The 15,469-nt window shown below is 63.6% G+C and carries 9 protein-coding genes; 1 reads left to right on the forward strand and 8 read right to left on the reverse strand.

The window, feature by feature from the left end; translation table 11 throughout:
* Positions 1-5: 5 nt before the first annotated feature.
* From QM748_RS14965 to QM748_RS15000, 8 genes are all read right to left on the reverse strand, one after another.
* Complete coding sequence (locus QM748_RS14965) at positions 6-4,373, reverse strand: Eco57I restriction-modification methylase domain-containing protein (RefSeq protein WP_415247705.1); 4,368 nt, start codon at positions 4,371-4,373, stop codon at positions 6-8.
* Positions 4,370-6,394, reverse strand: a complete 2,025-nt coding sequence (locus QM748_RS14970) for a DUF2075 domain-containing protein (protein WP_415247706.1) — start codon at positions 6,392-6,394, stop codon at positions 4,370-4,372. The genes QM748_RS14965 and QM748_RS14970 overlap by 4 nt, the downstream gene beginning before the upstream one ends.
* A complete protein-coding gene (gene drmD, locus QM748_RS14975; RefSeq protein WP_415247707.1) occupies positions 6,391-9,513 on the reverse strand; it encodes a DISARM system SNF2-like helicase DrmD in 3,123 nt (1,040 codons plus the stop codon). Before drmD ends, QM748_RS14970 begins: the two co-directional genes overlap by 4 nt.
* A gap of 19 nt (positions 9,514-9,532) precedes the next feature.
* Positions 9,533-9,958, reverse strand: coding sequence for a very short patch repair endonuclease (locus tag QM748_RS14980; protein ID WP_415247708.1), 426 nt, complete (start codon positions 9,956-9,958; stop codon positions 9,533-9,535).
* 21 nt (positions 9,959-9,979) lie between these two features.
* On the reverse strand, positions 9,980-11,026 hold the full coding sequence (locus QM748_RS14985; protein ID WP_415247709.1) for a DNA cytosine methyltransferase: 1,047 nt from the start codon (positions 11,024-11,026) through the stop codon (positions 9,980-9,982).
* A gap of 66 nt (positions 11,027-11,092) precedes the next feature.
* Positions 11,093-11,290 (reverse strand): helix-turn-helix domain-containing protein, encoded by a 198-nt coding sequence (locus QM748_RS14990; protein ID WP_415247710.1) that lies wholly within the window; start codon positions 11,288-11,290, stop codon positions 11,093-11,095.
* Between the two features lie 146 nt (positions 11,291-11,436).
* Positions 11,437-12,564, reverse strand: coding sequence for a Fic family protein (locus QM748_RS14995; protein ID WP_415247711.1), 1,128 nt, complete (start codon positions 12,562-12,564; stop codon positions 11,437-11,439).
* A gap of 107 nt (positions 12,565-12,671) precedes the next feature.
* The gene (locus QM748_RS15000; protein ID WP_415247712.1) at positions 12,672-13,199 is read right to left on the reverse strand and encodes a hypothetical protein; all 528 of its coding nucleotides are present in this window, start codon (positions 13,197-13,199) and stop codon (positions 12,672-12,674) included.
* Between the two features lie 1,137 nt (positions 13,200-14,336).
* Here QM748_RS15000 and QM748_RS15005 point away from each other — a divergent pair.
* A complete protein-coding gene (locus tag QM748_RS15005) occupies positions 14,337-15,458 on the forward strand; it encodes an integrase domain-containing protein (protein ID WP_415247713.1) in 1,122 nt (373 codons plus the stop codon).
* The last annotated feature ends 11 nt before the right edge of the window (positions 15,459-15,469 follow it).

Below are 15,469 nucleotides of genomic sequence, written 5' to 3' on the forward strand. Positions count from 1 at the left end.
AGTCATCACATCTCCTCGTGAATGTCGTTCCGATTACCAGGCTGAATGCGATAGCGCGCACCCCGCCGCTCGCCTTGGCGTTCGACTTTGCCGCATGTGATCAGCTCATTGATGGCGGGGGTCCACTGGCTGTCCGTGATGCCGGTAGCGGCAAGGATGTCGGCCTTGGCATGCCAGCCATCGTGAGCGCGCAGGAAGCCGAGGATGGCCGTGGCGGGCGTCCTGCCTTTGGCACTGGTGGCAGTGCTTATCTCGAAGTCGAGTGCGGATTGGGCCGTTGTGGCGCGATTGGCGCGCGGGGCCCGAGTCGAGGCGCGCTGCGAACCATTGCCTCCATGCAGCCCTTGGGCCGCTTCTTCCTCGTATCGCTGCTGGTTCAATTCCGACAGGCGGCGCAGCACTTCGACGCGCGCAGATTCCGAGATGGTGTAGCGAACGCGATCATTCTCCGGCAGGTACGGCACTTCGTGGAAACCGTGCTCAAGGTCGAGATCGTTCCAACCGTAGGCGCGTGCGACGGCGGTGTCCATTTCGCGCTGCAATGCGCGCAGCCCTTCGATGCGGGGATCGCGTTCAGCTTCGGTATGGAAGCGGTTGTAGAGCTTGGTCAGGCCGATGCGGTCGGCCTGCATGATGTCGATGCGCGCTTGATGGAGCCGATCTCCCATTTCACCTAGATCGGAATGCGGGGACTGCAAGAACGGATAGGTTTCAAAGCAATCGGTAGGAGCGTATCTGAGTCGGGTCTCCAGGCGACCTCCAAAGGCAAAAGCCCAACTTACATGTAGGGAAGACGCCAACTCCGCAAACCTAGACAAACCTGGGTGAGTAATAACTCCAACGGCGTGGGAGTACACAATGTTCGCTGGGACAAGGGAAAAAACAGCATATTTACTTGCCTGAGTGGCAAAGGCGATGACTCTTGGCGTCGAACTTACATCAGGCGACCACTTTTCCGGGTGGCGCTCAAAATGGCGACCACGACCGATGGCGTGGTAAAGGCCAGGTCGCTTTTCACCGAACTGCCACCAACGCTCCGGCAATGGTTTCCGAAGAATGAACTCGCCCCGCTCATTGAGGCGCTGACGCTCCGGCTTCACCCGTTCTTCGATTCGCTGCCACGGCAATTCGTAGTCTTGTGCCCGTTCCTCTGGCCAGTCCCAAAAATTGATCACCCAGCGGCTCGGCTTCTGCTCTGGGTCTGAATTGAGATCATCCCCATTGATGTAGGGGAAAATCACGTCGGCGTTTCGCGGGTCGGCATCCAGCATGCGGCGCGCGTCATCGGGTGAAAGCACGAAGCCCTTGCCGAGCACGATCGAGCCTTGATACGCCAATCCTTCGTTCGCCTTCAGCCGTTCTGGACTCCTCTCCTCACGATCGGACAGGAAAGCCGATATGAATGGAGTCGGTCGTCCGAGCAGTGAGCGTTCACCCGACCACTGACCTTTGTGGACATGCACGCGACTGGTGACGACCGCCGCCTTTCCGGGCCACGGTTCGTTCGGGTAGGCCGCGTAGATGACGGCACCTGCGCCGACCATCGCTTCCAGCCCGACCTGCCGCGTGTCGCCTTCCGCGATGGTGTTGACCGCGAGCAACCCGAAGCCGCCGTTTTTGCGTAGCAGGCTCCATGCCCGAAGGAAGAAATAGGCGACCAGATCGGCAGAGCCGCGCCGCCCTTCGGCGATGTGTGCGACCAGCCAATCACGGAAGGCTGTGCCCGCGACGCCCGTGATCTTCTGTCCACCCAGAAAGGGCGGATTGCCGACGATGCCATCGAAACCGGCGCACTCGCGTGCGAACACCTCCGGAAATACCAGTGGCCAATGGAAAGGCCGGCGGGCTGGTTTGTCAGCAGGCAGGTCGGTCGAGAGCGCAGCGATCGATCTCTGGCGCATCGAGGAGAGCACATCGCGGTTGCCGTCGATGGCCCGCCCGGCTTGAACAGTCAGTGACACCAGCGCGTTCTCCAGGGCCGTGCCACTTCCGCCCGATGCGAAAACTTCGCCTACGAACACATCGGCGATGCCTTCCGGCACTGCCAGCCTGCGGCGCGCATCGGCATCCATATGCGCCATCGCCTCCACGTCGCGGATGTCGCGGATGGGCATTTCGCGCAACCGTTGCCGCAGCTCGATGGCCTCGCGCACGGCCTGCTCGATGTTCTGCCCGAACAGGCGCAGTTGTCCTTGACCGGATGGGTTCATCGAAAGCTGAGTGAGCTGATCCAGCCGATGAATGCCGAGCAGGCTGTCGCCACAGCGCAGGTTGTGGTCGAGGAAGCCGAAGGGACGGCCCTTGGCCAGCGTCACCAGCCAGATGGAGAGCTTGGCCAGCTCGACCGCCAGCGGGTTCAGATCGACGCCGTAGAGGCAGCGTTCGGCGATGAGACGGCGGGCGACGATGGTGCGTGCCTCAATGTCGAGCGGCAACGGCTCGACGTTGGCGTCGGCGGCCACCACACGCCCGTCCATGCCGACCGTGTGCTCCTGCGCCTCGATCTGTGCCCACGACTCCACCAACCTGTCGGCCAGCCAGCGGCAGGCTTGCACGAGGAACGCGCCCGAACCCATCGCAGGGTCGCAGATCTTCAGGTCGAGCAGTTCGGCGGGCGATTTCAGCATCCAATCCGCGCGCTGTGTGCCCTGCACGGGGCCGACGTAGGCGATGGGTGTGAGCGTCTCGGCGACGATGGCCTCGGTGAGCGACTTCGGCGTGTAGTGGGTGCCGGTCTCGCGCCGGTCGGAGCCGGTGGTGACGATGAAGGCTCCGGCGGGATACACCAACGGATAGCCCCACGGATCGGTGCGCACCAGATGGCCGAAGGGTTTGATGCGGTCGCGCAGTGCCGTGTCGCCGTGGCAGGCCGTCAGCAGGCGGTCGGCGAGCGCATCGTCCACGGCGCGGGCCAGATCGTTGCGCACGCGGCTGACGGAACTGCCGGAACGCTGCTGGAGCAGTTCGACCAAACGCGCGGCACCATCCAGCCGCGCGGATTCGAGTTCGGCCAGCGTGACCCACGGCGACTGCGCGCTCTTGGTGGCGTCGAGTTCCAGCGTGACTTCGGCGGTGCGCTTGACGGTGCGCTCCAGCAGACCCTCATAGACGTAGCCGATCTGCTCCACGTCCAGCGCCCGGTATGACAGCGTGCGCCCTTGGAATTGCTGGATGGCTTCGAGCAACAACAGGACGGTGCGATTGTCGATGGGCAGCGGTTTGGCGACGTCGGTGTGCCAGTCGGAACCTTTCGCACGACCTTCGAGGAAGGGGAAGCGATCCGGGTCGAACAGCGAACCGCCCAGCGCGGGCAGGCGCAGATTTTCGTGCTCGATGCCGCCATAGACGGCACGGAAAACGGCCAGCAGGCGCGACCAAGCATCCCAGCGGCGCTCCAGAATCTCATCCGATTCGGCACGCAACTGCATGCGCAGGGTCGAGAGCGCGTAGTTCGCCTCGTAGCGTTCGTCGCCCAAGAGCAGCAGGCCGCGCTCCTCGGCGGAGAGCAGGAAGACCAGCCGCATCATCACCGTCAGCGCGGCCTCGTAGAGTTCGGCTTCCTTCACGCCACGCAGGAGTTCGCGGTCGCGGTCTTGGTCGGCCTTGTCGAGCGACTGGATCAGCACTTCGACCGCGCGCCGCACTTGCTCGCCCAGGGCATCGGTCACTTCGTCCTGGAACTTCAGCGAACGGTCGAACAGCGCAGGCAGCCGTTCGGACTCGTCCACGAAGAAGCGCCGGATGCCCAAGAGGTGGACGAAGGCTTGCAGGGTGACAGGTTCCTGCGACCAGATGCGCGCATACCAACTGGCGAAGGTGGTGACCGCGCCCACCGGCGCATCGACCAGCATCCAGCGTTCGCCGTTGGTCACCAGGCCGAGACGGCAGCCCGTGGCGCGGCAAAGTCTAACCATGCGCTCCGCGGACGTGCTGGCCCAGCCGTCCAGCTTCTGCGTGGCATCGAGATCGACGTCCTGCGCGTAGGCGTGGACGAGCATCAGCGGCGTGTCACCACTGCCGACGACTGCGAAGTCTGGCGACAGGCTCACGCCGTATTCGGGCAGCGAGACGATCAGGTGCGTGGCACACCAATCCTTGCGCTTCAACACGTCGCCGCGCCCGTCCTCGTCGAGTTCCAGTCCGCGCGACAGCACCTCGTCGATCCACGCTGCATGCAGATCGGCGAAGCGGGGATCGTTGGTCTCCAAGGCCTCGCGCCATTCGTCGTAGGCTTGGCGCAACCGCTTGCGCTTGCCTGCATCAAGTTCTTCCAGCCCCTGCGGAAAGGCTTCCTTCAGGACGGGGACGGCGAGGAACGGGCCGGAAATCTCGATGAGCGCGAGCCAGTCGTGGTGATGATTGCTCTGGCTCATGCCTCGGTTCTTTCGAATTCTTTTTGTAGTTCAGGTACGCCGACCGCCTCAAGTAATCGAGCGACTCGGTCGAATCTGTCCGGGTCGAGCGTCGGATCTTGTGCATTGCCCGGTGGTATCCAGACGATCATGCCGAGACGTGCACGCGTGAGCAGCACGCGGTAGCGATTGCGCACATAGGTACGCTCAGCATCATTACGCACCTGATTCCAGCCACCTCCGCGAGACTTCCGGTACTCCCAACCTCCGCGGTCGGATGGGGTGAAATCTCCACCCCAGCAAAGACCAATCCAGTCCAACTCCAGCCCTTGGCACTCGAATTCCGATGCTGCCACCTCCAAGACATGGCTCGAACGCGTGTCCGACGGAGGCATCAAAAACCACTTCTCGAACGAATACCCCAGGCGGAAGGCACTCGATCGCTCCAGCCCATAGGCGCGAAGGCGTTGATCCTCGGATGTGGCAATCAAGCCTGCACGCTGGCCATGAGCCGGTTGGCTCCTGGCGCGCAGCCAAGCCTTCGCTTTTTCGAGATCACGCGTGAAATGGAGCGGGAACTCGCGGCGATCTGGCACGAGCGACCGTGCACGTTCGGTATCGAGGGTCAGCACCGCATCGACCCACTCTGCCAACCGCTGAGCCCGAAAGCTCCGCACGCCGACACTGAGGTGCGCCAATGGCTCCGGTCGGAACTCGATTCCTGCCGGAACGCTATCGGGGAACAGACGGTGCCCCGATACACTGGTTCCCCCGGAGACGACTTCGGGAGACGCCACGATTCGCCAATCTGGACGAACGGCGACGGCCCGGCCCCATTCCTCCAGGCCTGCCTCACCGAGGAATATCTCTTGCCCACCGCCGACGAGCGCGATGATCACGGCCCATCCGTCCAGTCGATCCATCATGTCGAAGAGTTCGGCAGCCTCCGAACGATCCACCCCTTGTTTGCGCAGCATCTGCTCTCGATCCCATGCGCGTTGGGCCTCGTCGAAGACGACGACGTGCTCGTGTGGCAAAGCCGTGGGATGTTCGCGGTGATAGCGCAGGAACTGGTGGACGTTCTGAATGAAGGTCGAGACTTCATGGGCACTGTCTTGGCGCCGATGCCCGGCACGCTGCTGGCTCAATATCAACGCCTCTCGCACGACTTTGACCAAGGGGCCGTTGCCGGACAAGAAAATTCCCGATGGGCCACCTTCAGTGCGCAGCGATGGGTCGTGTACGACGTTGAGTCCTGTCAGTGTCTTGCCGGCGCCGGGGACGCCCGTGACGAAGCACACGTAGCGCCGGTTCTGTGCACGTGCTTCTCTGATCACCTCCGCCAGTAGGTCGGTCGTAGCGTCCAAGTTGCTGGCGTAGCTGTGGGTGATTTCGCGAACGTCGTGGTTCTCGTAAAGGCGTTGGGCTGCCTCGATGACCGACAGCGTGGGACGATAAGGTGCGTCGATCCAGGTATCGGCATCGATAGGAGAGCCATTGGGATCATGCCGCGCGGAGTAGGCCGACAGCAGCGCGCTAGCCAGATCGTCGGCATTCGTAAGCCGTACTGGCGCGACGTATGAGATCGTCGAAATCGGAGACGTACTGGTGCCACTTGGCGCAGCAGTAGAGCAAAGCACCGGCACGATCGCACGCCCAGAACTGCCGCCGTGGAAGTCACGTAAGTTCAAGCAGTAGTCCTCTACCTGCCAGCGGGACGATGCGTCGTGGGACGTAGCCCCGACCTTGAACTCGATTACCTGGATCACATCCTCGGCGAGCAAGATCGCATCGGGGCGCTTTTGCCGGCGCGGCAACTCATATTCGAGGATCAAGTGCCAGTCTTTGGCCGCCTCGTATCTCTGGATCAGGTCAAGCGCACAGCGTTTCAGGAGCGTGATTTGGGTCTTCCACGTCTCGATTTGGGTCGTGCGTGTGCTTTGTATACCAGTCGAGGCAACCGCGTCGGTGAGTTCGCCCAGCAACTGGGCATCATCGGCAAGCGTGAAGCCTGATACCGAGTATCGAACGCCACGACTCATCTCGTACTGCCCTCCGGCACGACGAAGATCACCGCGACCGGGAAGGTGCGGTCGTCGAGCTTGGCGTAGCGGGCTTCGATGGCCTGCGTCTCCATCTTGCGCTCGTCGGGGATGCACGCGAGGCGCGCTTCCAGCGCGGCGATGTCGCGCCGCAGTTGCGTGCGTTCGTCCTCGGTGAAGAGCGTGAGCTGCTCGGGCTGCTCGCCTTTCTTCAATTCGGACTGGATCGCCTTCTCCAGTTCGTCGAGCACGGTGCCGATGTCGCCGATTTCCTGCTGCTTGCGGGTCTGGAGCGTGTTGGTCAGGTAGCGAAGGCGTTCTTTGGAACGGGCATCGACCGCTTTCAGGATGGTTTCCTGCTGACGGTCGAAGCGGACGCGCAGCGCGTCGAACAGGGACGGGGCCGCCGTGATCGGTTTCGATTCGTCCAGCCACTGCTGGACGCGGGTGACGCCTTCTTCGCGGCGGAAGGACTGATCGCGTAGGTAGCCGCCCGACAAGGTCAGTTCCTCGTGCAGCCGATGATGGTTGCCGCCGGTGACGACGAGCCGAGAGACGACGACCACGGCGGGGCCGTCGACGAGCGCATCCGGCACGGTGCGGACGGTGACCCGGTGCAACTTCTTCACGTCGTCCTGCGCCCAGATTTCGGCGCGCAGCAGACGCAGGCACATTTGCACCAAACGATGGTTCAGGTGGGCGAGCACGACGTCGTCGCGACCACTGGCGATGGCGTGGTTGAAGGTGATGGGCCGCATCTTCTGGGTGTGCGGGTGGCGCAGCCCTTCCAGACAGCGTGCCCACGAGCCGGACAGCGCGGGCATGCGGAAGACGCTGCCCGAAGGTGCGCCCGCCAGTGCGACGGGTTCCAGCGGCGGACGGCCCGCCAGCTCAAGGCCGGTCTTCACGGCCATCAGGACGTGGTCGGGCGTGAGGTGGAAATCCTGCTTGGTGGTGAGCAGGCGCTCGTGCAGCTTGGCGACGCGCTCCTTCAATTCGCGCTCGGCGCGCACGAAGTTCTTGGCGCGGGCGATCCGCGCCTCGGCCATCCCTGTGTCCAAGTCCTTCAGCGAACCTTCGATGAGGCCGGACATTTGCGGCGCGATGACCGGATTGACGCTGCCCATGTCGGCGCGCATCGAGTCCAGCTTCCGCAGGGCGCGCAGGATGTCCTCGCCGTGGCCGCCGACCGATGCGCCGTTCGCACCATCGCCATCGACCGGGTGCCAGATCAGCACTTCCTTCTCGCGCTGGCCGTGGCGGTCGATACGCCCGTTGCGTTGCTCCATCACGTTGGGGTTGTAGGGAATCTCCAAGTGGATGAGCCGATTGCAGTGGTTTTGCAAGTCGATGCCTTCGGACGCCGCGTCGGTGGCGAGCAGGATGCGGACAGGCGAATCCTGCGGCGAGGTTTGGAACGCCGCCTTGATGGGTTCGCGTTCATCTTGGGAGAGTCCGCCGTGGAGCAGGCCGAGGCGTTCGCCGCCGAAACCGTGGCTGGCGAGGATTTGCTGCATCCACTGGTGCGTGGTGCGGTACTCGGTGAACAGGATCACCCGACGGTCGTTCCACTCGCCGTTGGGCTTGAGATGGGTGGTGAGCCAGTCGAGGATGGCTTGGGCTTTGGAGTCGGCCTGATTGCGGGCGCGTTGCGCCCACGCGCGCAAATCGTCCAGTGTCACTCGCTGCTCCGGCGTCAGCGGCATCGAGCGGCGCGTGGCTTCCTCGATGGCTTCGGCTTGGGCGTTCTCGACCTCGCTGTCGTCGGCGTAGTCCTCGTCGGCCTTCAGGATGGCCTTGTGCAGGATACGCTCGGCCATCGCGTCCGGCTTCGCGGGCCGGGCTTCGGACAGCGATGCGACGTGCTTTTCGAGCGTGGACGCGAACGCCGCAGGTGACGAGAGCAGACGCTTCTTGAGGAGCCTGTTGACGAAGGCCGTGCCGAAGCCGTTGCCCGCTTTCTCGGCGTCCTTTTCTCGGTTGGCGCAGTAATCGTCCAGCTTGCGATGAATCTCGCGCTCTTCCGCCGTGTAAGGGACTTCGAGCGCCTGCAAGGTGCGCCGGGCATACAGGGGATTGCCATCGGCATCGACCAGATCGCTTTTCAGGCGACGGATCATCACCTGGCTCAGACGCTTCTCGTCGGGGAGGATGTTGCGCGCGAAACGCTGATCGTCGAGTAGTTCCAGCAGTGAGGTGAATGACTCGGTGTAGCCGTTGTGCGGCGTCGCGGTCAGGAACAGGCGGTGCTGGAAATGCGGGCCGATGGCACGGACGAAGCGCGTGCGTTGGCTCTCCAGTGCGTAATGTGTGCCTGCGGCAGGTGCGACGTTGTGGGCTTCGTCCACGACCAGCAGATCGAATTTGCGCGGATGGCCGACGTGCGGCGGGATCACGTCGCGCATGGCGCGCAAGCCCTCGCCGCCCTTGGCCCAATCCATCGACGTGATGAGACGTGGATGTGACGTCCACGGGTTGGCGTGGATGCCGCGCTCGCGCCGCAGTCGCTTGATGTAGTCGGTGTCCACCACGCGGAAGTCGAGGCCGAACTTCTCCAGCATCTCGACGCGCCACTTCTCCTGAAGCGACGCGGGGCAGACGATCAGGACGGTGCGCGCGCGGTGCCGCAGCAGCAGTTCCTGAATGACCAGACCGGCTTCGATGGTTTTGCCGAGGCCGACGTCGTCGGCGATGAGCAGGTTGACGCGCGCCATGTCGATGGCGCGCACCAGCGGGTCGAGCTGGAAGTCCTCGATGCTGACACCGCTGCGGAACGGCGCTTGGAGAAACCCACGGTCGGCGTTGGTGACTGCGCCCCAACGCACGGCATCAAGGAAGGCGTCGAGCATGCTCGAATCGTCCTGCCCCGTGACCGATGGCAGGCCCGCGCGCTCGATGACCTGAGCGCCTGGCTCGATCTCCCAGACGACTTCCAGTTCCTCGCCGAGACCGTCCTCGTCGATGGACGACAGCGTCACGCAATGTTGGGGCGCGGCGGTTTCCAGTCCAGCGGCATCGACGTCGGCCACCACCCACTGACGACGGCGCACCTCGACGAGCTGCCCCGGCTCGGGGCAAGCGCGATATGTCTGAGGTTGCCGTTCGTTTGGGGTGCCCATGTGGTGGCCATCTTCCTTTTCAGTTCTTCGCGTCGGCCTTGGCGACCACGCTGGCGACCGTCGCGGCGGCCTTGGCTGGCGACTCGTGCGACCAGAAGCGCAGCGCCGTCCAACCGGCGGCCTCAAGCCGCGCGTTCGTGTCCGCGTCCCGCTGGCGGTTGGCCTCGATCTTCTGCCGCCAGAACTCCGCGTTTCGCTTCGGCCACGTGGCATGTTCTGGGCAACCGTGCCAGAAGCAGCCATCGACGAAGACGGCGATCTTGCGACCGGGGAACGCCACGTCCGCGACGCGGCGCGGTTTCTTCAGCACCTCGTAGCCGACCCGGTAGCGCAGGCCGATGCGATACATCTCCCGCCGTAGCGCCAGCTCTGCGTCCGTACCCGTCTGCCTGACCTTCGCCATGCGGTGACTGGCATCGGATGACGAAGGCAGGGGGCTGGGCATCGGGCGATCCACGTCAGTCCATCACCGTGCGACCGGGGCGAGGTGCCGATCAATGCTGCGGGCGATGGCGCGACCGAGATCGACGGGCACCGCGTTGCCGATGAGCCGTCCGAGCACCTTGAAGCTGACCTCACCACGCTTCGGGATGAATTTGTAGTCACGCGGAAAGCTCTGCAAGATCGCCGCTTCACGCAGCGAGATGGCCCGATCCTGCTCGGGGTGGCCGAAGCGGCCATTGCCGAATCCATAGCACTGGGTCGTCATCGTCGGCGCGGGCTTGTCCCACTCCATGCGTCCATAGACGCCCGGATAGGTGCGCCCGCTGTCTGCGCGGTGGCAATCGGCGACGAGGTTCTTCGGCCAATCGCGCCAAGTGCCGCCGGGTTTGGACGCCTTGATCCGCTTGAGATTTGTTTCGGACAGCATCGAGGTGACATGCAGTTTGTCCTTGGGAGCGGATTCACCGGCGCTGAGACGACGCAGGCGACCGATGGCTTGCTTCACCGTCTTGGGATTCTTGCGCGTCGGCTCAATCATCTCGATCTTGCCGTGCTTGGAGGCCAACAACACCATCCGACGTCGCATCTGCGGGACGCCATAGAGGGAACTATCGACGACGTCGTGCCAGACCTCGTAGCCGAGCCGTTTCAGCGTATCGACGAAATCGTGGAAGACCTCGTGCTTGGCGACGGTTGGCACGTTCTCCATCGTGATGACGTCGGGCATCGTGCCTTCCGCGAGCCGCGCAAACTGGTAGAGCAGGCCCCACTTGCCATCCTTGCCATCGAGTTCGTAACGCTGGGCGTAGGTAGAGAAGGGTTGGCACGGCGCGCAGCCCGCCAAGATCGTCACATCGGCGTCGCCGAACAGCCCCTTGAGTTCGTCGGTCGTGACCGTGCTGATGTCACGCTCGAGGAATCGGGCCTTGCCGTTGTTCTGTTCGTAGGGGAAACGGCAAGCGGGATCGAGATCGATGCCCGCGACGACGGGCAGCCCCTCCAAGATGAAGCCATGGGTCAGCCCTCCCGCGCCGCAGAACAGATCGACGCATGCAATTTTTTTCTTCACGTCAGTTCTCCTGTTTCCATTTCGACCACCATATGAGGCGATCGAAACGAGCAGAAGCCAAGTTCTTCATTTCCTCGCCCTTCCTTCGCTTTCTGCCGCGCCGCCCGAGCGCACCCACTCGTCGATCTCTTCGGATTTGAATTTCCACAGTCGGCCGATTCGATGGGCTGGCATGTTTCGTTTGCTGATCCATGCATAGACGGTGTCCTTGCTTACGCCGAGGTGTTCGGCGATCTCCTCAACCGATAGCCAACGAGTGGTCATAACTCGACTTCCATCAAAGGGTGTACCTCCGGTAACGTTCACATCTTCTCATGAAATCGAAGGCCTAATTCACCCGATTGAGCCTGGTTTGACATGTTTTGATCAGGTTTTATTTGATGTCTTTCAGGCGTCTCGTTCCTACTGCTTCAGGGGTGGTCGTCGACTGCCAGTTCGTACCCAGTGCTGCGTCCGCCTCCGGGGGACTTTCGTAACATCCCCAAAGCCAGCAACTGTGTGATGTCGCGTAGGGCCGTATCCGGCGAGCACTTGCTAATGGCTGCCCACTTGCTGCTGGTGAGCTTGCCGTCGAAGCCATCAAGCAGGCGATTGAGGAGCTTGATCTGGCGCTCGTTCATCGGCGTGCCGGCCCAGCGCTGCCAGAACCGGGCCTTGGCTAGCACGCCGTCGAGCGTGGTCTGGGCGCTGGCGACGGCTCGGCCCAGCGTGCCGAGGAGCCAGGCCAGCCACTCGGTGACGTCCAGCGAGCCCTTCTGGGTGCGTTCGAGGATGTCGTAGTAGGCCTTGCGCTCGCGCTGGATCTGCGCCGACAGGCTGTAGAAGCGCTGCTCGGCGCCATCGGCACGCGCCAGAAACAGATCGCCCACGGCGCGCGCGATGCGGCCATTGCCGTCGTCGAACGGGTGCAGGGTGACAAACCAGAGGTGGGCCAGCCCGGCCTTGATAAGCGCAGGCTCGTCTGTTTCCCGGTTCGCCCATGTCAGGAAACGTGCCATCTCGGCTGACAGTGCGTTTGCGGGGGGCGCCTGGAAGTGAACCTTGCGACGGCTCATCGGGCCGGACACGACCTGCATCGGGCCGGCCGCGTCATCGCGCCATTGGCCCACGGTGATCTTGGCGAGGCCCGAGTAGCCCGTCGGGAACAGGGCGGCATGCCAGCCGAACAGGCGCTCGGCCGTCAAAGGCTTGGTGCTGCGCGAGGTGGCGTCGAGCACCATCTCAACCACGCCCTCGACATGTCGATCAACTGGCGCCAGGGCGCCGATGTCCATGCCCAGGCGGCGGGCGATGGACGAGCGGACGGAGGCGACGTCCAGCAGCTCGCCTTCGATCTCGCTGGTCTTGACCACATCGTCCGTCAGCGCCGCCAGGCTGGCCTGGTCGCGCAGCGTCAGCCCGACGTCGGCCAGACGACCCAGCAGCATGCCCTGGGCGCGGCTGACCTCGGCCAGCGCTTGGGCCAATGGAGGCAGGTCGTAGCGCAACTGAGGCCAGTCGGCGGATTGCCAGATGTAGAGATTTTCTCCGCTATACATGCGGAGATTAGACGCCCAATTCACCGCATGGGCAAGTGATTGCCGCAATTCATGCGGTGAAAGAGGTCTGCAATCACCGCACGGGGCGGCGATTCCGCTGCGCTTCGCTACTTGATTCGTCGCAGCCGCGGTGGCTCGGCGGATACCGCTGTCAACGCCTTCTCCAGGCCACGATCCACTTGTCCGCGCAGCCAGGTTCGCCCGAGCAGCCGTCGGATCACCTGTACGGGCAAGTACAGCACCCCGAGGGGCACGGCCACCACCAGGGCCAGCACATCCCAGCCGAGGGCCAGGGCGGCGCCCGAGGCGATGATGCCAACCGACACGAGCCAGTCGCAGCGGCGCAGCAGCAGCGGCGGATCGGCGCGGATGAAGTTGACCTGCCGGCCTGTGTTCAGGTTCACCAGGCCCACAGCCAGTCCCCTGAACAGCAGCACACAGACCTCGTGCCCGCGCCGTGCCGGCATCGAGCGGCTGTAGACCACGAGCTTCACGTCCTGGTCGACGCCATCGGTCCGGGCCAGCCAGAACTCCCGCCGTTCGCGCGCGGGATACTGCTCGCACCAGCGCATGGGGACATTGATGTAGCGCTGCACTTCGGTCAATTGGCCGGTGACATACCAGAACTGGCTCATTTCGGGCTCCGCTTGCTGAAATGAGCACAAGCTCTCATGGATGTGCGACTCGTCAACTGCCACGATGGGCCGTGTGTACCTCCTACCTATGGCACTCAGTGCTACTGCGCTGTGATGGTCGTGACATTGCAGTGAAAATTTCGGATCCGACAGCATGCATGGTTTCCGAAAAAGTGGCATTCGAGTTGCCCTGCTGAGGGAGGAAGCCTGTCTGGCCTCAAGCCTTTTCGAGAGGTTCGGAACCAGAGGTAGGCGAACGCCCTGTCAACACCTCGCAAAGCGTGGTTGTTCTCGGCTGGTGGCGCGCTAAACGGCTCTTTTTGCGCTTGCAAGGGCGGTCATCCGTGCGCACACTGGACGTTCCTCTCCGACGCATGGTTCAGCTGGCGACCGTCGGGAGCGTGCATCGAGCACGTCAAGCGAGACCTGGAGTTGCGGTGCCCTTTCACCGCTGCGCGCTGTGCGCTGAGCATCCCGGATGCCCTGCATCCATGGAGCCCTTCGATGGACGCGCGCCTCGCGGCCCTGAGCCCGAGGCAGCCTTGCCATTTCGCCGCACCCGATGCGGCGGCAAGGTCTGCGTGCCTGGTACGGCAACCCAGAGTGGCCGTGCCCATTCCTGTGGCGGCCCGACCGCCCATGCCTTGAGCACCGACAGTTTGACCACCCTCGGGTGATCTGTCGTTCCCCGCAATCTCTCGCACCGTTCCCGGCTGCGAATGACGCCTGCCCTGTGGGGTCGGCGTACGAGTTCCTCCTCCTCGCATCCACGTACTGACCTCGGGTCAGCCGTGCCTGTTCCACCCTGTGTGGCGGCACGGCCAGCGTGGAGCGGCATTGCGCGCCCGTCGCGGAACGGGCGCTGCCAGTCAGGCCGGCGATGGAGGATGAGTTCGCGGTGCCGCTCGGGCACCGCACCGGAGGTCATGCCTCCGGGGTTGCCTCGGGTTCCTGGAGAACCTGGTTCGCTGCGGCGAACGCCACATTGCGCAAGACGCGTGCTGGCCGGCGATCACTTTTACGCACCTCCGCGTGGCTCCGCTTCGGCGAGGGCTGCAAACCACTGGCATGGCATCGGTCATGGAGCCCGCTGATGCAGCGAAACCAGGGCTCCTCCATCGACGACGGATACGAATCATGAACGCAAAACGAACCGTACCGGGCCGGCACAGCTCGCACCAGGCCGATCAGCTGGCCTTGCACGAACTGCCTTTGTCGCCTAAGCGATGGCGGTACGTGCTGACCCTGCTCCTGCGAGAACACAACTGGCGTCACAGCAGCAAGCACAAGGGCGTCAGCCACAAGACCATGGCCGAGCGCCAGCGCTTTTGCCACTGGCTATTCGACTTCCTGCGCCGGCCACCCCGGCAATTCAAGCTCGATCCGCGATCCTTCAGCGGCCGGCATGCGGAAGCAGTGATGGCACATTGGCAATCCGAAGCCAAGGCCGGACGCATGAGCCCGGCGACCATCCAGACCTACTTCAGCTTCCTGAAAACCTTCACGGCCTGGATCGGCAAGCCGAGACTGTTGCGGCCGATTGGCTGCTACTTCGAAGATGCGCGGCTTTACCAGCGCTCGCTGGCCAGCGGCATCGACAAGTCATGGCGTGCCCAGGGCGTGGACGTCGAGGCGGTGATTCGCGCGGTCGAAGCGTACGACGTGCACGCTGCGGTGTCATTGAAGCTCATGCAGGCCTTCCATCTGCGCTTCAAGGAGAGCGTGATGCTGCGTCCGCATGAGGATGTCCTCACGGCCGCCCAGGCGGGCAGGGTGGGCGAGCAGATCGCCTTCTACCTGGATACCCACCGGGGCACCAAGGGTGGACGGGAGCGGATGATCGCCATCGATACGGCACAGCGGCAGGCGGCCATCGACTATGCGCGCCGGGTGACGGTGGGCGTGCATGAAAGCGTCAGCGATCCGCGCCTGACCCTGCAGCAGGCCATGCGGCATCTGCGCTACGTGATGGAGCGCCATGGCATCGCCCGGGCTGCGCTGGGTGTGACGCCGCACGGCTTGCGGCACCAGGGGGCGGCCGACGGCTACGAGGCCATCACGGGGCAGCGTCCGCCGGTGGCCGGCGGTGGGCTGGTTGATCCAGAGCTCGACCGCCGGGCGCGTCAGCAACTTGCCGAGCACTTGGGGCATGGGAGGACACAGATCACGGATGCGTACTTTGGCAAAACACCCAGGTCTGTCAGTTCCACTGCAGGCGACTTTGATCACGCCACGGATTGCTCGCGCAAGTTGCCATGAGCAAGCATGTG

Source organism: Thauera sp., assembly GCF_047601425.1.
Taxonomy (GTDB): domain Bacteria; phylum Pseudomonadota; class Gammaproteobacteria; order Burkholderiales; family Rhodocyclaceae; genus Thauera.

Bases quoted from the DNA above. Each gene is read 5' to 3' on its own strand.
- QM748_RS14995 (WP_415247711.1), bottom strand. From the start codon at position 12,564: ATGTATAGCGGAGAAAATCTCTACATCTGGCAATCCGCCGACTGGCCT.
- drmD (WP_415247707.1), bottom strand. From the start codon at position 9,513: ATGGGCACCCCAAACGAACGGCAACCTCAGACATATCGCGCTTGCCCC.
- QM748_RS14980 (WP_415247708.1), bottom strand. From the start codon at position 9,958: ATGCCCAGCCCCCTGCCTTCGTCATCCGATGCCAGTCACCGCATGGCG.
- QM748_RS15000 (WP_415247712.1), bottom strand. From the start codon at position 13,199: ATGAGCCAGTTCTGGTATGTCACCGGCCAATTGACCGAAGTGCAGCGC.
- QM748_RS15005 (WP_415247713.1), top strand. From the start codon at position 14,337: ATGAACGCAAAACGAACCGTACCGGGCCGGCACAGCTCGCACCAGGCC.
- QM748_RS14990 (WP_415247710.1), bottom strand. From the start codon at position 11,290: ATGACCACTCGTTGGCTATCGGTTGAGGAGATCGCCGAACACCTCGGC.
- QM748_RS14965 (WP_415247705.1), bottom strand. From the start codon at position 4,373: ATGAGCCAGAGCAATCATCACCACGACTGGCTCGCGCTCATCGAGATT.
- QM748_RS14970 (WP_415247706.1), bottom strand. From the start codon at position 6,394: ATGAGTCGTGGCGTTCGATACTCGGTATCAGGCTTCACGCTTGCCGAT.